The organism is Enterobacter sp. MF024 (assembly GCF_005843915.1).
Lineage (GTDB): Bacteria > Pseudomonadota > Gammaproteobacteria > Enterobacterales > Enterobacteriaceae > Enterobacter > Enterobacter barmai.
Genome location: NZ_VCBB01000009.1, coordinates 87,645 through 106,544, shown reverse-complemented (window position 1 = coordinate 106,544; position 18,900 = coordinate 87,645). Strand labels below are relative to the sequence as shown.

At 54.2% G+C, this 18,900-nt stretch carries 21 protein-coding genes and 1 tRNA gene; 15 read left to right on the top strand and 7 right to left on the bottom strand.

The genetic code is table 11. The annotated features are described in order from the left end of the window. The first annotated feature begins 2 nt into the window (after positions 1-2). The 4 genes from mlaC to murA all read left to right on the top strand — a co-directional run bounded on the left by mlaC (position 3) and on the right by murA (position 2,623). Positions 3-638, top strand: a complete 636-nt coding sequence (gene mlaC, locus FFB58_RS14935; RefSeq protein WP_039031635.1) for a phospholipid-binding protein MlaC — start codon at positions 3-5, stop codon at positions 636-638. Between the two features lies 1 nt (position 639). Further along, entirely contained in the window at positions 640-930 is a 291-nt protein-coding gene (gene mlaB / locus FFB58_RS14930; protein ID WP_039031636.1) for a lipid asymmetry maintenance protein MlaB, read from the top strand. Between the two features lie 126 nt (positions 931-1,056). Then, positions 1,057-1,311, top strand: a complete 255-nt coding sequence (gene ibaG / locus FFB58_RS14925; RefSeq protein WP_032614457.1) for a BolA family iron metabolism protein IbaG — start codon at positions 1,057-1,059, stop codon at positions 1,309-1,311. A gap of 52 nt (positions 1,312-1,363) precedes the next feature. Beyond that, on the top strand, positions 1,364-2,623 hold the full coding sequence (gene murA / locus FFB58_RS14920) for a UDP-N-acetylglucosamine 1-carboxyvinyltransferase (RefSeq protein ID WP_138370307.1): 1,260 nt from the start codon (positions 1,364-1,366) through the stop codon (positions 2,621-2,623). A 60-nt stretch (positions 2,624-2,683) separates the two neighbouring features. On the opposite strand, the gene sfsB is transcribed toward murA, so the two are convergent. Together sfsB and ispB are read right to left on the bottom strand one after the other, a co-directional pair. Further along, positions 2,684-2,971 (bottom strand): DNA-binding transcriptional regulator SfsB, encoded by a 288-nt coding sequence (gene sfsB, locus FFB58_RS14915; RefSeq protein ID WP_138370306.1) that lies wholly within the window; start codon positions 2,969-2,971, stop codon positions 2,684-2,686. A gap of 230 nt (positions 2,972-3,201) precedes the next feature. Next, positions 3,202-4,173: an octaprenyl diphosphate synthase gene (gene ispB / locus FFB58_RS14910; RefSeq protein ID WP_039031639.1), complete on the bottom strand. Its 972-nt coding sequence runs from the start codon at positions 4,171-4,173 to the stop codon at positions 3,202-3,204. A 256-nt stretch (positions 4,174-4,429) separates the two neighbouring features. Here ispB and rplU point away from each other — a divergent pair, with 256 nt between their 5' ends. From rplU to cgtA, 4 genes are all read left to right on the top strand, one after another. Continuing rightward, positions 4,430-4,741 carry a 50S ribosomal protein L21 gene (gene rplU, locus FFB58_RS14905; RefSeq protein ID WP_003025032.1) on the top strand — a complete coding sequence of 104 codons (312 nt, stop codon included), beginning with the start codon at positions 4,430-4,432 and terminating at the stop codon, positions 4,739-4,741. A gap of 19 nt (positions 4,742-4,760) precedes the next feature. Next, positions 4,761-5,018, top strand: a complete 258-nt coding sequence (gene rpmA / locus FFB58_RS14900) for a 50S ribosomal protein L27 (protein ID WP_007673187.1) — start codon at positions 4,761-4,763, stop codon at positions 5,016-5,018. A gap of 96 nt (positions 5,019-5,114) precedes the next feature. Continuing rightward, the gene (locus FFB58_RS14895; protein WP_039031640.1) at positions 5,115-6,098 is read left to right on the top strand and encodes a DMT family transporter; all 984 of its coding nucleotides are present in this window, start codon (positions 5,115-5,117) and stop codon (positions 6,096-6,098) included. Beyond that, positions 6,095-7,270, top strand: a complete 1,176-nt coding sequence (gene cgtA / locus FFB58_RS14890) for an Obg family GTPase CgtA (RefSeq protein WP_039031641.1) — start codon at positions 6,095-6,097, stop codon at positions 7,268-7,270. Before FFB58_RS14895 ends, cgtA begins: the two co-directional genes overlap by 4 nt. A gap of 36 nt (positions 7,271-7,306) precedes the next feature. Here the strand turns inward: cgtA and pmrB are convergent, their stop codons facing one another. From pmrB to dacB, 3 genes are read right to left on the bottom strand one after another with little or no spacing between them, the layout of a single operon-like run. Continuing rightward, positions 7,307-8,350 (bottom strand): two-component system sensor histidine kinase PmrB, encoded by a 1,044-nt coding sequence (gene pmrB, locus FFB58_RS14885; protein WP_138370305.1) that lies wholly within the window; start codon positions 8,348-8,350, stop codon positions 7,307-7,309. Then, on the bottom strand, positions 8,347-9,009 hold the full coding sequence (gene pmrA / locus FFB58_RS14880) for a two-component system response regulator PmrA (protein WP_039031643.1): 663 nt from the start codon (positions 9,007-9,009) through the stop codon (positions 8,347-8,349). The genes pmrB and pmrA overlap by 4 nt, the downstream gene beginning before the upstream one ends. A 2-nt stretch (positions 9,010-9,011) precedes the next feature. Next, positions 9,012-10,445 (bottom strand): serine-type D-Ala-D-Ala carboxypeptidase, encoded by a 1,434-nt coding sequence (gene dacB / locus FFB58_RS14875; protein ID WP_039031644.1) that lies wholly within the window; start codon positions 10,443-10,445, stop codon positions 9,012-9,014. A 246-nt stretch (positions 10,446-10,691) separates the two neighbouring features. Here dacB and greA point away from each other — a divergent pair, with 246 nt between their 5' ends. Further along, positions 10,692-11,168, top strand: coding sequence for a transcription elongation factor GreA (greA, locus tag FFB58_RS14870; RefSeq protein ID WP_039031645.1), 477 nt, complete (start codon positions 10,692-10,694; stop codon positions 11,166-11,168). Between the two features lie 152 nt (positions 11,169-11,320). On the opposite strand, the gene yhbY is transcribed toward greA, so the two are convergent. Next, complete coding sequence (gene yhbY / locus FFB58_RS14865; RefSeq protein WP_032614629.1) at positions 11,321-11,614, bottom strand: ribosome assembly RNA-binding protein YhbY; 294 nt, start codon at positions 11,612-11,614, stop codon at positions 11,321-11,323. 122 nt (positions 11,615-11,736) lie between these two features. Between yhbY and rlmE the strand changes: the two genes are divergently transcribed. The 6 genes from rlmE to FFB58_RS14835 all read left to right on the top strand — a co-directional run bounded on the left by rlmE (position 11,737) and on the right by FFB58_RS14835 (position 17,327). Next, positions 11,737-12,363, top strand: coding sequence for a 23S rRNA (uridine(2552)-2'-O)-methyltransferase RlmE (gene rlmE, locus FFB58_RS14860; RefSeq protein ID WP_039031646.1), 627 nt, complete (start codon positions 11,737-11,739; stop codon positions 12,361-12,363). 102 nt (positions 12,364-12,465) lie between these two features. Next, positions 12,466-14,400, top strand: coding sequence for an ATP-dependent zinc metalloprotease FtsH (gene ftsH / locus FFB58_RS14855; protein ID WP_039031647.1), 1,935 nt, complete (start codon positions 12,466-12,468; stop codon positions 14,398-14,400). Positions 14,401-14,494: 94 nt separating this feature from the next. Then, positions 14,495-15,343: a dihydropteroate synthase gene (gene folP, locus FFB58_RS14850; RefSeq protein ID WP_039031648.1), complete on the top strand. Its 849-nt coding sequence runs from the start codon at positions 14,495-14,497 to the stop codon at positions 15,341-15,343. Then, a complete protein-coding gene (glmM, locus tag FFB58_RS14845; RefSeq protein WP_114385673.1) occupies positions 15,336-16,673 on the top strand; it encodes a phosphoglucosamine mutase in 1,338 nt (445 codons plus the stop codon). Before folP ends, glmM begins: the two co-directional genes overlap by 8 nt. Before the next feature lie 221 nt (positions 16,674-16,894). Beyond that, entirely contained in the window at positions 16,895-17,227 is a 333-nt protein-coding gene (secG, locus tag FFB58_RS14840) for a preprotein translocase subunit SecG (protein ID WP_039031650.1), read from the top strand. Between the two features lie 13 nt (positions 17,228-17,240). Then, positions 17,241-17,327, top strand: a tRNA-Leu gene (locus tag FFB58_RS14835). Positions 17,328-17,482: 155 nt separating this feature from the next. Here FFB58_RS14835 and argG read toward each other — a convergent pair. Next, the gene (argG, locus tag FFB58_RS14830) at positions 17,483-18,817 is read right to left on the bottom strand and encodes an argininosuccinate synthase (RefSeq protein ID WP_039031651.1); all 1,335 of its coding nucleotides are present in this window, start codon (positions 18,815-18,817) and stop codon (positions 17,483-17,485) included. Positions 18,818-18,900: the final 83 nt, after the last annotated feature.

Below are 18,900 nucleotides of genomic sequence, written 5' to 3'. Positions count from 1 at the left end.
TCATGATTAAACGACTGTTAATGGTTGCCATGTTGATGATTGCCCCTCTGACTGCAGCTAACGCAGCCGATCAGAGCAATCCTTATCAACAGATGAATGAGGCAGCAAAGAAAACCTTCGATCGCCTCAAAAACGAGCAGCCTAAGATCCGTTCCAACCCCGATTACCTGCGTGACGTGGTCGATCAGGAGCTGCTGCCGTATGTGCAGGTGAAATATGCCGGTGCACTGGTGCTGGGCCGTTACTACAAAGACGCCACGCCAGCACAGCGTGAAGCCTATTTCACTGCATTCCGTGAATATCTGAAGCAGGCTTACGGCCAGGCACTGGCGATGTACCACGGCCAGACGTATCAGATCGCGCCGGAACAGCCGCTGGGTTCCGCTACTATCCTGCCTATCCGTGTGACCATCGTCGATCCGAACGGTCGTCCGCCAGTGCGTCTGGATTTCCAGTGGCGTAAGAACACCCAGACCGGTAACTGGCAGGCATACGACATGATTGCAGAAGGCGTCAGCATGATTACCACCAAGCAGAACGAATGGAGCGATCTGCTGCGTACCAAGGGTATCGATGGTCTGACTGCACAGCTGAACAGCATCGCACGTCAGAAAATTACCCTGGAAGGGAACAAGTAATATGTCGCAGCTGAGCTGGACCCGTGAGGGTGAGACGTTACTCCTCTCAGGCGAGCTGGATCAGGATTATCTGAATCCTCTCTGGGATGCGCGTGAAGATGCCATGAAGGGTGTTTCCCGTATCGACCTGAGCGGTATCTCTCGCGTGGATACGGCGGGTGTGGCGCTGCTGGTTCACCTGGTGTCAACGGGCAAGCGGCAGGGCGCACAGGTGACGCTTTCGGGCGTCAGCGACAACGTCGTCACGCTGGCCCAGCTCTATAATCTGCCGGAAGACGTATTGCCTCGCTAATTTTTTCAGTACGTTACTATCAAAAGCCCTGACAGTTTCATCGTCGGGGCTTTTTGCTTGTTTAAGACCGCGTCACTTTGCTCTAAGATGTTGGGCTTGTTTTCACTACCAGATGATATAGAACCCATGGAAAATCATGAAATCCAGACAGTGCTGATGAACGCACTCGCCCTTCAGGAAGCCCACGTCTCCGGCGACGGCAGCCATTTTCAGGTTATTGCTGTGGGTGAGATTTTTGACGGCATGAGCCGCGTGAAGAAGCAGCAGGCTGTCTATGCGCCGCTGATGGAATATATCGCGGATAATCGTATCCATGCCCTGTCGATCAAAGCGTTCACCCCGACTGAGTGGGCACGCGATCGCAAACTAAACGGTTTTTGAGCTGAGGGTGGTTTGCCCGCAGCACGGTTGAATTCATACAGAGAGTAATCACATGGACAAATTTCGTGTTCAGGGGCCAACGCGCCTCCAGGGCGAAGTCACAATTTCCGGCGCCAAAAACGCCGCGCTGCCAATCCTCTTCGCCGCACTGCTCGCGGAAGAGCCGGTAGAGATCCAGAACGTACCCAAGCTGAAAGACATTGATACCACCATGAAGCTGCTCGGCCAGCTGGGTACCAAGGTTGAGCGTAATGGATCCGTGTGGATCGATGCCAGCAACGTGAACAATTTCTCTGCGCCGTACGACCTGGTGAAGACTATGCGCGCCTCTATCTGGGCGCTGGGTCCGCTGGTGGCACGTTTTGGCCAGGGTCAGGTCTCTCTGCCGGGCGGTTGCGCTATTGGCGCGCGTCCGGTCGATCTGCACATTTTTGGCCTGGAGAAGCTGGGCGCAGAAATTAAGCTGGAAGAGGGCTACGTTAAGGCGTCCGTGAACGGCCGTCTGAAGGGCGCGCACATCGTGATGGACAAGATAAGCGTTGGCGCTACCGTCACCATCATGTCTGCGGCCACGCTGGCTGAAGGTACCACCATCATCGAGAACGCCGCGCGCGAGCCGGAGATCGTGGATACCGCAAACTTCCTGAACACGCTCGGAGCGAAGATCACCGGCCAGGGCACCGACCGTATCACCATTGAAGGCGTTGCACGCCTGGGTGGCGGCGTGTATCGCGTCCTGCCTGACCGTATCGAAACCGGGACCTTCCTGGTCGCTGCAGCTATCTCCGGCGGTAAAATCGTCTGCCGTAACGCCCAGCCTGATACTCTTGATGCGGTTCTGGCCAAGCTGCGTGAAGCGGGTGCCGATGTTGAAACCGGCGAAGACTGGATCAGCCTGGATATGCACGGTAAGCGTCCGAAGGCCGTCAACGTGCGTACTTCTCCGCATCCGGCATTCCCAACCGATATGCAGGCGCAGTTCACTCTGCTGAACCTGGTGGCGGAAGGGACGGGTGTGATCACCGAAACGATCTTTGAAAACCGCTTTATGCACGTGCCGGAACTGATCCGTATGGGCGCGCACGCTGAGATCGAAAGCAACACCGTGATTTGTCATGGCGTTGAAAAACTGTCCGGTGCTCAGGTGATGGCAACGGATCTGCGTGCATCTGCGAGCCTGGTGCTGGCGGGTTGTATTGCGGAAGGTACTACGCTGGTGGATCGTATTTATCACATCGATCGCGGCTATGAACGCATCGAAGATAAACTGCGCGCACTGGGTGCCAACATTGAGCGTGTGAAGGGCGAGTAATCGTCCTGGCAGCCCCCTGCCGTATCGACCGGGGGGTTGCTATTCCCGTCTAACAGAGCGTCACTCCTGGCGCTCTTTGTCTTCTCTTTTCTGCCGCATCATGCGCGTTCTGTCGACAAATTCGTGGGTGAGCGGATCGTGGTAGCGCGATGGCCAGATGATCCAGGGGTCGGTGCCGAGTGCCGTGGCAATGATCAGTTCTCCCTTCGGCCAGGGACGCGTCAGCGCATTAGCCAGGGTAGAAGAACTAAGCCCATTTCGGCGGGATTCTGCAGCCAGTGATGTTCCCTTTTTACGCAGCGCGGCGATAATATCAGCCGAGTGCCAGTCGGTAAATTTCTTATCCATTCAGCAATCCCTCTGTTCTGGTATGAGTACGTCATTTCCTCTTAAATGACAGTGTTACTATACCTACTTCGAACATCGGTTCTAAAAAGTTCGCATTACACGAAGCCACATTCGGATTTTGCCAGGGCTTTATTCATGCGGTCTGTAAGCGAATTATTTAACAATTTACCGGAATAAGATTTGGAACTTATTAGAACTCTCTTTTCACGTAAAAGAGAGTTCATGGGTAATTATCGATCGCGCTGAACAGCGATATGCGCGAGGCCAATCAGGGCATCTCGCCATGGACTGTCAGGGATAACCTGAAGGGCGGCAATGGCTTTATCAGCCTCTTCCTCTGCACGCTGGCGCGTCCACTCCAGAGAACCACAGGTTGCCATTGCTTCCAGTACAGGTTCCAGAAGGTGTCTGCCGTTTCCTTGCTCAATGGCTTCGCGGATGAGCTTTGCCTGCTCAGGGGTGCCGTTACGCATGGCATGCAGCAGCGGCAGCGTCGGTTTACCTTCGTTGAGGTCATCACCAACGTTTTTGCCGAGCGTCTCGCCATCGGCGCTGTAGTCGAGCAGATCGTCAATCAGCTGGAAGGCGGTGCCAAGGTAGCGCCCGTAATCCTGCAGCCCACGTTCCTGCTCGTCAGTACAGCCAGCAAGAATACCGGAGCACTGCGCAGCGGCCTCGAACAGACGCGCGGTTTTGCTGTAGATCACCCGCATGTAGTTCTCTTCGGTGATGTCCGGATCGTTGACGTTCATCAGCTGCAGAACTTCGCCTTCCGCGATAACGTTCACCGCTTTGGACATCACTTCAAGGATCTTCAACGATCCCAGGCTGGTCATCATCTGGAAGGCACGCGTATAGATAAAATCGCCTACCAACACGCTGGCGGCATTACCAAACGCGGCGTTGGCGGTGGCCTTGCCACGACGCATGTCGGACTCATCGACGACGTCATCATGCAGCAACGTGGCGGTATGAATAAATTCGATCAGCGCCGCGATCGTGACGTGGGCATTGTCCTGATAGCCGACCGCGCGAGCGGCCAGCACAGCGATCATCGGACGGATGCGTTTGCCCCCGCCGCTGACGATGTAATAGCCCAACTGATTGATTAGGGAAACGTCAGAATCGAGCTGTTCCAGGATTGCTGCATTCACACCCGCCATATCTTGCGCGGTTAACTCATTGATTTTTTCTAAATTCATCGCAAAAGCCGGGCTTGTAGTCCTGTTTACCACATATCAAATGGGCTAACGAAGGGTTCGGTTTATCAATAGTAGCGCTGATTGTACTGAAAAAACGCGGCAGATAAACGTTACCGTACGCGTTGTGTTTTTTTTCTTCATGTATTGACTGTAGCACTTGTCAAAGGCTCGCGTTTTGCGTAATATTCGCGCCCTATTGTGAATATTTATAGCGCACTCTGAATCACACGAGGATGTGCGCGGAAGCGGAGTTTATATGTACGCGGTTTTCCAAAGTGGTGGTAAACAACACCGAGTAAGCGAAGGTCAGACCGTTCGCCTGGAAAAGCTGGACATCGCAACTGGCGAATCTGTTGAATTCGCTGAAGTTCTGATGATCGCAAACGGTGAAGAAGTCAAAATCGGCGTTCCTTTCGTTGATGGCGGCGTTATCAAAGCTGAAGTTGTTGCTCATGGTCGTGGCGAGAAAGTTAAAATCGTTAAGTTTCGTCGTCGTAAACACTACCGTAAGCAGCAGGGCCACCGTCAGTGGTTCACTGATGTGAAAATTACTGGCATCAGCGCCTAAGACCTGAGGAGAGATTTAAATGGCACATAAAAAGGCTGGCGGCTCCACACGTAACGGTCGCGATTCAGAAGCTAAACGCCTTGGCGTTAAGCGTTTCGGTGGCGAAACCGTTCTGGCGGGTAGCATCATCGTTCGTCAGCGTGGCACCAAATTCCACGCTGGTAACAACGTAGGTTGCGGTCGTGACCACACTCTGTTTGCTAAAGCAGACGGTAAAGTGAAATTTGAAGTTAAAGGCCCGAACAACCGTAAATACATCAGCATTGTTGCTGAGTAAGGTTTTCTCGGTCCGGTAACGGATTAAAGCCCCGCAACCTGTTGCGGGGCTTTTTACATTGGAAACCCGGTAATTTTTTCTGTAGGGAAAACGGGCATGAAGCAGCAGGCCGGCATTGGTATTCTTTTGGCGCTCACGACCGCAATGTGCTGGGGTGCGCTGCCAATTGCAATGAAGCAGGTACTGGAAGTGATGGAGCCGCCAACGGTGGTGTTCTACCGCTTCCTGATGGCCGGCATTGGGTTGGGGATTATCCTGGCGATAAAAGGTAAGCTTCCCCCTCTGCGCATCTTTCGTAAGCCACGCTGGCTGGTAATGCTGGCGATTGCGACGGGCGGCCTGTTTGGCAACTTCATTTTGTTCAGCTCTTCCCTGCAGTACCTCAGTCCCACGGCCTCGCAGGTTATTGGTCAGCTTTCACCGGTAGGCATGATGGTTGCCAGCGTCTTCATCCTTAAAGAGAAGATGCGCGGCACGCAGATTATCGGGGCGCTGATGCTTCTCTGCGGTCTGGTGTTGTTCTTCAATACCAGCCTGATAGAAATTTTTACCCGTCTGACGGATTACACCTGGGGTGTGATTTTCGGCGTGGGTGCGGCGGCGGTGTGGGTGAGTTATGGCGTCGCGCAAAAGGTGTTATTGCGCCGTCTGGCGTCACAGCAGATCCTGTTTTTGCTGTACACTTTATGTACAATTGCACTGTTGCCGCTGGCGAAGCCGGGTGTGATTACCCAGCTTAGCGACTGGCAGCTGGCGTGTCTGATCTTCTGTGGTCTTAACACGTTAGTGGGCTATGGTGCCCTGGCAGAAGCGATGGCGCGCTGGCAGGCAGCGCAGGTGAGCGCGCTGATTACCCTGACGCCACTGTTTACACTGTTATTTTCAGATTTATTATCAATGGCCTGGCCCGATTTCTTCGTCAAACCGATGTTAAACCTGTTGGCTTATCTCGGTGCGTTTGTCGTGGTTGCGGGCGCGATGTATTCCGCCATTGGTCATCGTCTTTGGGGACGTTGGCGCAAAAGTGAAGCGGTCGTAGTGTCCCCCGCTCAGGCGAATGATTTACGGAGAGTAAAATGAAGTTTGTTGATGAAGCAACGATCCTGGTCGTGGCAGGTGATGGCGGTAATGGTTGCGTTAGCTTCCGCCGTGAAAAATACATTCCGCGTGGCGGCCCTGACGGCGGCGACGGCGGTGACGGCGGTGACGTATGGCTTGAAGCTGACGAGAACCTCAACACCCTGATCGATTATCGTTTTGAAAAATCTTTCCGTGCTGAGCGTGGCCAGAACGGCCAGAGTCGTGACTGTACCGGTAAACGTGGTAAAGACGTTACGGTTAAAGTTCCTGTCGGTACGCGCGTCATCGATCAGGGCACTGGCGAAACCATGGGTGACATGACCAAACACGGTCAGCGCCTGATGGTTGCTAAAGGCGGCTGGCACGGTCTGGGCAATACCCGTTTCAAATCTTCCGTTAACCGTACTCCGCGTCAGAAAACGATGGGTACGCCGGGTGACAAGCGCGATCTGCAGCTGGAGCTGATGCTGCTGGCTGACGTCGGTATGCTGGGGATGCCGAATGCGGGTAAATCTACCTTCATCCGCGCCGTCTCTGCAGCTAAACCGAAAGTGGCTGACTATCCGTTTACGACCCTGGTACCAAGCCTCGGCGTGGTGCGTATGGACAACGAGAAGAGCTTCGTGGTGGCCGACATCCCGGGCCTGATCGAAGGCGCTGCCGAAGGGGCGGGCTTAGGTATTCGCTTCCTGAAGCACCTTGAGCGTTGCCGCGTTCTGCTGCATCTCATCGATATCGATCCGATCGACGGTTCCGATCCGGTAGAAAACGCCCGTATCATTATTGGCGAGCTGGAAAAATACAGCGATAAACTGGCTGCCAAGCCGCGCTGGCTGGTCTTCAACAAGATTGACCTGATGGACAAAGCTGAAGCCGAAGCGAAGGCGAAAGCCATTGCTGAAGCGATGGGCTGGGAAGATAAGTACTATCTCATCTCTGCGGCAAGCCAGATGGGCGTAAAAGACCTGTGCTGGGATGTGATGACCTTTATCATCGAGAACCCGGTTACCCAGGCAGAAGAAGCGAAACAACCTGAAAAAGTCGAATTCATGTGGGATGACTACCACCGCGAGCAGCTCGAAGAGCAGGCGGAAGCAGAAGACGACGAAGACTGGGATGACGACTGGGATGAAGACGACGAAGAAGGCGTCGAGTTCATCTATAAGCGTTAAGACGGTCATGAGCCCCCTTATCAAGGGGGCTTTTTTTTAGTTCAGTTTTTCCGGTAGCCAGCAGGCGACAATTAATCCACCTTCAGGTCGATTCTCCAGCGTCAGCCTGCCGCGGTGCAGCTGCACGATACGCTGAACAATGCTCAATCCCAGTCCGCTACCGCCATAGCGTTGATCGATACGACGGAACGGCTCGGTAATTGACTGGCGATGGGCTTCCTCAATGCCAGGCCCCTGATCGCAGACACTCACCCACGTACCGCCGTCGACTTCCTGCATTCCCACTTCAATGGTGGTTCCTGCCGGGCTGTATCGCACCGCATTTTCCAGCAAATTGCGCAGCATCAGTCGCAGCAAGGTGGCGTCACCCTGCACGCTCTGCGGGCCCGCCTGCGGCCAGATGAGGGTATGGCTTTTCGCCTCATTCTCCAGCGCCAGCGGTGCAAAAATCGCTTCACTCCAGTTAACCGTGTCGTAGTGCCCACTGGCCAGAGCCTGGCCTGCGCGGGCGAGCATCAGCAACTGCTCCACGGTATGCATCAACTGGTCGATGCGGGCAACCAGCGTCGTCGCCTGAGGCGAGCCTGACTGCGCCATCAGTTCCAGATGCAGGCGTATGCCCGCCAATGGCGTGCGCAGCTCGTGCGCGGCGTCAGCGGTGAACAGACGCTCTTGCTGAATGGTTTGATCCAGCCGGGCAAGGAGTTGATTTAATGAGGTGGTGACGGCACCAATCTCTTCCATGTCGGAGTACATCGGCAGCGGGGTGAGATTGTCGGCAGATCGGTTTGCCAGGCTGGTGCGTAGCTGATTGAGCGGACGGGTGATCCAGCTGACGGCCCAGAAGGAGAACAGCAGCGTAAAGCCGACCATCACCAGCGAAGGGACCAGCAACGAGGCGATCGCCTCCCGGATCTCTTTCTCGACATGCTGATTACGGGCTTTTGCGGAGAGCGTCTCGCTCACCAGGAAGCTGATCTGCTCCCGGCTCTCATGCCACAGCCAGATGACGCTGACCAGTTGAAAGAACAGCAGAATGACTGCCAACAGCACCATCAGACGACGGCGCATGCTGTTCATTTTTGACTCTCAAGGCGATATCCCACGCCGCGCACCGTTTTGATCCGGTCTTTACCCAGCTTACGCCGCAGATTATGGATATGCACCTCCAGCGTGTTGGAGCCCGGATCGTCCTGCCAGGAGTAGATATCCTGCTGTAAGGTTTCCCGGTGGACGGTCTGTCCGGTACGCATGATCAGCCGCGTCAGCAGGGCGAACTCTTTCGGGGTGACTTCAACCGGCCGGGAGTGCTGTAAAACCTGCTGCGTTTGCAGATTCAGCGTGAGATCGCCATCGCTGAGCAGGTTGTCACTGTGCCCCTGATAGCGGCGTATCAACGCTCTGGCGCGCGCCTGAAGTTCTGCCAGCGCAAAGGGCTTAACCAGATAATCGTCGGCGCCGGAGTCCAGGCCGTTAATCCGGTCTTCCAGCGCGTCGCGGGCGGTCAGGATCAGTACGGGATTATCAAATCCCCGACGGCGCCACTGGCTCAGCAGGGTCGCTCCGTCTTTATCCGGCAGGCCAAGATCGAGGATCACCAGGCTGTACTCGCCGCTCTGGATAAGACCATCAGCCTCGGCGGCGGTGCCCGCACAATCAAGCGTGTAGCCCTCGGCCGAGAGCGCCAGGGCCAGCCCTTCCTGTAGCAGCAGATCGTCTTCAACAATGAGTAATTTCATCGCTAGTTATTCTGATAAATGTCCTTGTAAAGCCGGCTTTCAAAGCGCACCAGCGGGATACGGCGGTTACGTTGGTCAGCAGGTTCAACCGCATAGCCAGAAAGGTACTGCACGAATGCCATTCGCTGTCCGCTGGCGGTGGTGATAAACCCGGCCAGGTTATACACCCCTTGCAGGGAACCCGTTTTGGCAGAGACTTTGCCATCGACGCCCGCAGCGTGCAGGCCCGCACGGTACTGCAGGGAGCCGTCATAACCGGCAAGCGGCAGCATTGAGATGAAGTTTAGTTCAGTGTCGTGCTGAGCAATGTACTGTAGCACCTGCATCATGGTGGCAGGGGAGATCAGGTTATGACGCGACAGACCTGAACCATCCACCGCGATGGTATTGCCGAGATCGATGCCGGCCTGCTGGCGGAGGATCTGACGCACCGCATCTGAACCGGCACGCCAGGTGCCAGGTACGCCGAAGCGGGCATGGCCAATCATACGAAATACGGTATCGGCGATCATGTTGTCCGATTTTTTCAGCATGATTTTGAGCAGATCGTGCAGCGGTGCCGATTGCTTACTGGCAATCACGGTGCCGGGCTCGTTGCTCTGCGTCTGGCGCAGCAGGGTACCGCTGTAGGTAATGTTGGCCTGCTTCAGCTCATCTTTGAGGATCGCCCCCGCATAGCTTGCGCCGTCCTGAATAGCGAAGGCCAGCGGCAGCGGATCGGCACGCTGGGACAGGCAACCGGTCAGGGTAAAGCGGTTCAGATCGCCCGGGACTACATCCAGTTCGCAGTACTGCGCTTCCGGTGAGCCTTTCGCCAGCGTACGCACCTGGCTGAACATGTTGACCGGATAGTAAGACGCCACCCGAATAAAGGCTAAATCGTTGGGTTTTGGTGCGCTGTACAACGAAATGGAGAAGCAGTTGCGATCGACAATCGCTGCCGCAGGCGGGGCGCTGAAGCACTGGGTCATATCATTCCACGGCCAGCCGGGCGCTTTATCATGGCTGGCGAAAATGGACGTATCAATGAGCACATTACCTTCAATGCGCTGGACGCCAGACTTCTTCAACACGGCGACCATGTTGCGAATATCCTGACGCTTAAAGGTCGGATCGCCGCCAAAGCGGGCGATAAGATCGCCTTTCAGTACGCCACTCTCGATGTTGCCTTTGCTTTCAAGCGTGGTCGTGAAACGAAAATCAGGTCCCAGCTGCAGCAGGGCAGCCAGCGCCGTGATCACCTTTTGCGTACTGGCGGGCAGAGCCATCTGCTGGCTGTGATAATCAATTTCAGGCGCCTGGGCCCCCACCTTTTGCACGACCAGAGCAAGATTGGCGCCATCGGGCAGCTGATTAATATACTCGTCGACGTTCGCTGCCTGGACAGTGAACGCTATAGTGGTGGTCAATCCGATGATAAATCTGGAAAATCGCATAATCTCGCGCTAACAACCCGGAAACAAACCGCCATACTACGGCCCAACGCCCTGTAAAGTAAACGATGACCCATACTGAACTTCGCGGTAAAATGCGTATCAAATTGAAAAATTGCTGCTGACCTGGGAGTTTGCTTCCGGGTCAGTTTTCTTTTGCTTCTGACCTGTGCCAGGCTGTGATGCCTGCGGGGCCAGTCGTCGGGTCGGTTACCCGTACCCAACAGGAATGTCAAAGAGGTATAACAAATGCAAGCTATTCCGATGACCTTACGTGGCGCTGAAAAACTGCGTGAAGAACTGGATTTCCTGAAATCTGTTCGCCGCCCTGAAATCATTGCTGCGATCGCTGATGCGCGTGAGCATGGCGATCTGAAAGAGAATGCTGAGTATCACGCTGCGCGTGAACAGCAGGGGTTCTGCGAAGGGCGTATTAAAGATATCGAAGCCAAGCTGTCGAATGCACAGGTGATTGATATCACAAAAATGCCAAATAACGGGCGTGTGATTTTTGGTTCAACCGTCACCGTGATCAATCTGGATACCGATGAAGAGGTCTCCTACCGCATCGTGGGTGATGACGAAGCTGACTTTAAGCAGAATCTGATCTCGGTAAACTCACCAATCGCACGCGGCCTGGTGGGTAAAGAGCAGGACGATGTTGTCACCATCCGCACCCCAGGTGGCGAAGTGGAATTCGAAATTACCAAGGTTGATTACCTGTAATTCGCATCCACGGGCAGATGTTGATACATTGTAAAGATAGGAAAAAGGCCGCATAGCGGCCTTTTATCAACTCAAGGAGCATGGCATTTTGCTCACCTGCTAAAGAAAAACCCCTCGTTTTACACAGTAACTGTGTTCAATTCAGGATAATCTTAGCGTGGCAGCGAGATTTTACGCTCTTTAGATGGGCGGTAGAGCACCAGCGTTTTACCGATGACCTGTACATTACAGGCGCCGGTCTCGCGCACGATTGCTTCCACGATCAAGGTCTTGGTGTCTCTGTCTTCAGAGGCAATTTTCACCTTGATTAATTCGTGGTGCTCCAGCGCTTGTTCAATCTCGGCCAGTACCCCTTCGGTCAAACCATTGTTGCCAAGCATAACTACAGGCTTGAGCGGATGTGCCAGACCTTTAAGGTGCTGTTTTTGTTTAGTACTCAGATTCATCGTATATTTTTGCTTACGTTGGGATTGAAAACGGTTCATTCTACCGCCATCTCCCTAATATCGCCAAATTGCTGAGTGGAAATTTACACCACAGGCTACGATGAACCAGGACGGAAAGTTAAATGACAGGTAAAAAGCGTTCTGCTAGCTCGAGCCGCTGGCTCCAGGAACACTTTAGCGATAAATATGTTCAACAGGCACAGAAAAAGGGGTTACGTTCCCGTGCCTGGTTTAAACTTGATGAAATACAGCAAAGTGACAAACTCTTTAAGCCGGGGATGACGATTGTCGACCTCGGTGCAGCGCCCGGTGGATGGTCGCAGTATGCGGTAACACAAATCGGCGGAACTGGCCGAATTATCGCCTGCGATCTTTTACCTATGGATCCCATCGTTGGTGTGGACTTCCTTCAGGGCGATTTTCGTGATGAATTAGTACTGAAAGCGTTACTTGAACGGGTAGGTGACAGTAAAGTTCAGGTTGTCATGTCCGATATGGCGCCAAATATGTGCGGAACACCGGCGGTGGATATCCCTCGCTCCATGTATCTGGTAGAACTGGCGTTAGAAATGTGTCGTGATGTATTAGCGCCGGGTGGTAGTTTTTTAGTGAAGGTGTTCCAGGGCGAAGGTTTCGAGGAGTATCTGAAGGAAATTCGCTCCCTGTTTACGAAGGTTAAAGTTCGTAAGCCGGACTCTTCGCGTGCGCGTTCACGTGAAGTGTATATTGTAGCGACCGGGCGAAAATGATAGCCGGTGAATTTCAGGCGAAAGTTTGAAATAAATCGGATACAGAGTATCCTGACGCTGTTTTTAACACAGTTGTAATAAGAGGTTAATCCCTTGAGTGACATGGCGAAAAACCTAATACTCTGGCTGGTCATTGCCGTTGTGCTGATGTCAGTATTCCAGAGCTTTGGGCCCAGCGAGTCTAATGGCCGCAAGGTGGACTACTCTACCTTCCTGCAAGAGGTCAACCAGGATCAGGTTCGCGAAGCGCGTATCAACGGACGTGAGATCAACGTTACCAAGAAAGATAGTAACCGTTACACGACTTACATTCCGGTGAACGATCCTAAGCTGCTTGATAACCTTCTGACTAAAAACGTCAAGGTGGTCGGTGAGCCGCCGGAAGAGCCAAGCCTGCTGGCTTCTATCTTCATTTCCTGGTTCCCGATGCTGCTGCTTATCGGCGTCTGGATCTTCTTTATGCGTCAGATGCAGGGCGGCGGTGGCAAAGGCGCCATGTCGTTCGGTAAGAGCAAGGCGCGTATGTTGACGGAAGACCAGATCAAAACCACTTTTGCTGACGTGGCAGGTTGCGACGAAGCAAAAGAAGAGGTAGGTGAACTGGTCGAGTACCTGCGCGAGCCGAGCCGCTTCCAGAAACTGGGCGGTAAGATCCCGAAAGGCGTCCTGATGGTCGGCCCTCCGGGTACCGGTAAAACCCTGCTGGCGAAAGCCATCGCAGGTGAAGCGAAGGTGCCATTCTTTACCATTTCAGGTTCTGACTTCGTGGAAATGTTCGTGGGTGTCGGTGCATCTCGTGTGCGTGACATGTTCGAACAGGCCAAGAAAGCGGCACCGTGCATCATCTTTATCGATGAAATCGACGCCGTAGGCCGCCAGCGTGGCGCGGGTCTGGGTGGCGGTCACGATGAACGTGAACAGACGCTGAACCAGATGCTGGTTGAGATGGATGGCTTCGAAGGTAACGAAGGTATCATCGTTATCGCGGCGACTAACCGTCCGGACGTTCTTGACCCTGCGCTGCTGCGTCCAGGCCGTTTTGACCGTCAGGTTGTAGTGGGTCTGCCAGACGTTCGTGGTCGTGAGCAGATCCTGAAAGTGCATATGCGTCGCGTACCGCTGTCTCCGGACATCGATGCGGCAATCATTGCGCGCGGTACACCGGGCTTCTCCGGTGCCGATCTGGCTAACCTGGTGAACGAAGCTGCGCTGTTTGCTGCCCGCGGCAACAAGCGTGTGGTTTCCATGGTGGAGTTCGAGAAAGCGAAAGACAAAATCATGATGGGTGCGGAACGTCGCTCCATGGTGATGACGGAAGCGCAGAAAGAGTCCACGGCTTACCACGAAGCAGGTCATGCGATTATCGGTCGCCTGGTACCGGAACACGATCCGGTGCATAAAGTGACGATTATCCCTCGTGGCCGTGCGCTTGGCGTGACGTTCTTCCTGCCGGAAGGCGATGCTATCAGCGCCAGCCGCCAGAAACTGGAAAGCCAGATTTCGACCCTTTACGGCGGTCGTCTGGCAGAAGAGATTATCTACGGTGTGGAACATGTTTCGACCGGTGCGTCTAACGACATTAAAGTCGCGACAAACCTGGCGCGTAACATGGTGACCCAGTGGGGCTTCTCCGACAAACTTGGTCCGCTGCTGTATGCGGAAGAAGAAGGCGAAGTGTTCCTCGGCCGCAGCGTGGCGAAAGCGAAACATATGTCCGATGAAACAGCACGTATCATCGACCAGGAAGTGAAAGCGCTGATTGAACGTAACTACGGTCGCGCCCGTCAGATCCTGAATGACAATATGGATATCCTGCACGCCATGAAAGATGCGCTCATGAAATATGAGACCATCGATGCGCCGCAGATCGACGACCTGATGGCACGCCGTGATGTTCGTCCACCGGCGGGCTGGGAAGATCCAGGCGCTTCCAACAACTCTGACAACAACGGTACGCCACGTGCGCCGCGTCCGGTCGATGAACCGCGTACGCCGAACCCGGGCAACACCATGTCAGAACAGTTGGGCGACAAATAAGTCACCGCTGTAAATGAAGTTCTCTTTACCTGAAACCCTGGGGCTTGCCCCGGGGTTTTTCTTGTCTGCTTAACCAAAAAATCAGGGACTTGCCATGAAACTCTTCGCCCAGGATTCTTATCTCGATCTTTCTCATCCGCATGTGATGGGGATCCTGAACGTCACGCCAGACTCTTTTTCAGATGGCGGCACGCATAACTCGCTTATTGATGCGGTCAGGCATGCGAATCTGATGATAAATGCCGGCGCGACGATTATCGATGTAGGTGGAGAGTCGACGCGTCCAGGGGCGGCGGATGTCAGCGTTGATGAGGAGTTGTCGCGCGTCATTCCGGTGGTGGAGGCAATTGCCCAGCGTTTCGAAGTCTGGATCTCGGTAGATACTTCAAAGCCAGAGGTGATCCGCGAATCGGCCAGAGTGGGTGCTCACATAATTAATGACATTCGCTCCCTCACCGAACCCGGCGCGCTTGAGGCGGCTGCCGAGACCGGGTTGCCGGTCTGCCTGATGCATATGCAGGGTCAGCCGAAAACCATGCAGGATGCACCGAAATACAGTGACGTGTTTGCAGACGTGAACCGCTACTTCAAAGAGCATATTGCGCGCTGTGAACGTGCCGGTATCGCAAAAGAGAAATTGCTGCTCGACCCGGGCTTCGGTTTCGGTAAAAATCTCTCTCATAACTACGAACTTCTTGCTCGCTTATCTGAGTTTCACCATTTTGGCCTGCCGCTGCTGGTCGGAATGTCGAGAAAATCCATGATAGGGCAACTGCTTAATGTTGGGCCATCAGAGCGCCTGAGTGGTAGTCTGGCCTGTGCGGTGATTGCAGCGATGCAGGGAGCAAATATAATTCGCGTTCATGACGTAAAAGAAACAGCAGAAGCCATGCGAGTGGTGGAAGCCACACTGGCAGCTAAGGAAAACTCCCGCTATGAGTAATCGTAAATTTTTTGGTACCGACGGCATTCGTGGACGCGTGGGCGATGCGCCAATTACGCCTGAGTTTGTGCTGAAGTTAGGCTGGGCGGCTGGCAAGGTGCTGGCAAGCCACGGCTCGCGCAAAATCATTATCGGTAAAGACACCCGTATTTCCGGCTATATGCTCGAATCTGCGCTGGAAGCGGGTCTGTCAGCTGCCGGGCTGTCGGCCTCTTTCACCGGCCCAATGCCAACGCCGGCAGTTGCTTACCTCACCCGCGCTTTCCGTGCGGAAGCGGGCATTGTTATCTCTGCGTCGCATAACCCGTTCTACGATAACGGTATCAAATTCTTCTCCATTGACGGCACCAAGCTGCCGGATGATGTTGAAGAAGCGATTGAAGCGGAAATGGAAAAAGAGCTTACCTGCGTTGACTCCGCTGAGCTGGGTAAAGCCAGCCGTATCGTCGATGCTGCGGGTCGCTACATTGAATTCTGCAAAGGTACCTTCCCGAACGAGCTGAGCCTGGGTCATCTGAAAATTGTGGTCGATTGCGCGAACGGTGCCACCTACCACATCGCGCCTAATGTGTTCCGTGAGCTGGGCGCGCAGGTTGTGGCTATCGGTTGCGAACCAAACGGGCTGAACATCAATGCCGAAGTGGGCGCAACGGATGTCCGCGCCCTGCAGGCGCGCGTGCTGGCAGAAAAGGCCGATCTGGGTATCGCTTACGACGGCGACGGCGACCGCGTCATCATGGTCGACCACGAAGGCAATAAAGTCGACGGCGATCAGATCCTCTATATCATTGCCCGCGAAGGTCTGCGCCAGGGGCAACTGCGCGGCGGCGCCGTCGGTACCCTGATGAGCAACATGGGCCTCGAGCTGGCGCTCAAGCAGCTGGGCATCCCGTTTGTGCGCGCGAAAGTGGGCGATCGCTACGTACTGGAAAAACTTCAGGAGAAAGGCTGGCGCATTGGGGCCGAAAACTCCGGCCACGTGATCCTGCTCGACAAAACCACTACCGGTGACGGTATTGTCGCAAGCCTGCAGGTAGTAGCGGCGATGGTGCGTAACCATATGTCCCTGCACGATCTGTGCAGTGGTATGAAAATGTTCCCGCAGATCCTGGTTAACGTCCGCTTTACCGCAGGTAAGGGCGACCCGCTGGAAAACGAGAATGTGAAGGCGGTAATGGCCGAGGTGGAAGCGGCGCTGGGCTCCCGTGGGCGCGTCCTGCTGCGTAAGTCAGGTACAGAACCGCTGATCCGCGTAATGGTGGAAGGGGAAGACGAAGCGCAGGTCACCGAATTTGCCCATCGTATCGCTGATGCGGTCAAAGCAGCGTAAATCCGGTTAAGTGCTTAAAAAGGCGGCCTGTGCCGCCTTTGTTTTGTACAGTTGTGGCGGTTTTGCTGTTTTTTTCCGCACTTGATACAATGAGCCGAAATTGCCCTTGCGAAGGTCATTCGCTTTGGTTAGTATTCACACCCGCTTCAGTGGGAAAGCAAATTTCCTGCTTATTGGTTGAAGCATTGGTATGCGGCAAATCCGCAAGGAACAGGTTGATTATGTACGAAGCTCTTTTGGTAGTTTTCCTTATTGTAGCCATCGCTCTGGTAGCGCTGATCATGCTGCAGCAAGGTAAAGGCGCTGATATGGGGGCCTCCTTTGGAGCAGGCGCTTCTGGTACGCTGTTCGGTTCAAGTGGTTCTGGTAACTTCATGACCCGCGCAACGGCGATTCTGGCAACGCTGTTTTTCATCATCAGTCTGGCGCTTGGCAATATCAATAGCAACAAGATCAACAAAGGAAGCGAGTGGGACAATCTGAGCGCGCCAGCGAAATCTGAGCAGACTCAGCCAGCTGCACCGGCTAAGCCGACCAGCGATATCCCGCAGTAAGAGAAGTATCCGTGCTGAGGTGGTGGAATTGGTAGACACGCTACCTTGAGGTGGTAGTGCCCTAACGGGCTTGTGGGTTCGAGTCCCATCCTCAGTACCAATATTCCGAAAGAAAGACGTCGAAAGACGTCTTTTTTTTCGTCTGAAGTTTATGGTTTTGTCCGGCGGCGCGATGCTTGCCGGGCCTACGAAAACAGAAATAGCAGACATTAAAAAAGGCGCCCTCAGGCGCCTTTTGTCTTTGTTAATTCGCGATTACTTTTCCAGATTCTCAACCTGCGGCAGACCATTGCCGGTGGATACGGAAAGCAGACCGTTCTCGGTATAGGTGAACAGCTTGGCGCGAGTATCGGTGATATCCAGGTTACGCATGGTCAGTTGACCAATACGATCGTCCGGAGAGAAGACGGACTCGCCTTTTTCCATGGTCAGACGTTCTGCCTGGTAGGTCAGGTTGTCAGAGACGGTATTCAGGATCGAGTAGTCGTTGCCGCGACGCAGTTCCAGGGTCACTTCACCGGTAATGGCGCTTGCCACCCAACGCTGGAGGGCATCACGCAGCATCAGCGCCTGCGGGTCGAACCAACGGCCCTGATACAGCAGTTTACCCAACTGACGACCGTGAGAGTGATACTGCTCGATGGTATCTTCGTTATGGATACCGGTCAGCAGGCGCTCGTAAGCGATGTGCAGCAGCGCCATCCCCGGAGCTTCGTAGATGCCACGGCTTTTCGCTTCAATGATACGGTTTTCAATCTGATCGCTCATACCCAGGCCGTGACGGCCGCCGATGCGGTTAGCTTCCAGCATCAGCTCCACGTCGTCAGAGAAGGTCTGGCCGTTCAGGGCAACCGGGTGGCCGCGCTCGAAACGTACGGTCACTTCTTCTGCCTGGATTTTGACGTTTTCGTCCCAGAACTTCACGCCCATGATCGGGTTCACGATCTTCACGCTGGAGTTCAGGAACTCGAGGTCTTTTGCTTCGTGCGTGGCACCCAGCATGTTGGAGTCGGTGGAGTAGGCTTTCTCGACTGACATTTTGTAGTCAAAGCCACAGGCGATCATAAATTCAGACATTTCGTGACGGCCGCCGAGTTCATCGATGAAGTCAGTATCCAGCCACGGCTTGTAGATCTGCAGTTCAGCGTTGGTCAGCAGACCGTAACGGTAGAAACGTTCGATGTCGTTGCCTTTATAGGTACTGCCATCGCCCCAGATGTTAACACCATCTTCTTTCATGGCGGCAACCAGCATGGTGCCGGTAACTGCGCGGCCGAGCGGAGTGGTGTTGAAATAGGTCAGGCCACCGGTGGTGTTGTGGAAAGCACCGCACTGAATGGCAGCGATACCTTCGGCAACCAGCTGCTTACGGCAGTCAATCAGGCGAGCATTCTCTGCACCATACTCCATGGCACGACGAGGGATCGCGTCATAATCGTCCTCATCCGGCTGACCCAGGTTCGCAGTATATGCATACGGAACCGCTCCCTTCTGGCGCATCCACAGCAGTGCAGCGCTGGTATCCAGGCCGCCTGAAAAAGCGATGCCAATACGTTGTCCTTGCGGAAGATGCTTGAGAATCGTCGTCATAAAATAAAACCCTGCTTGATTGACTGATGAGTGATCGCTTCACCCTAAAATGCATTTTTATGCAGAATAAGTGAGTTTTCATT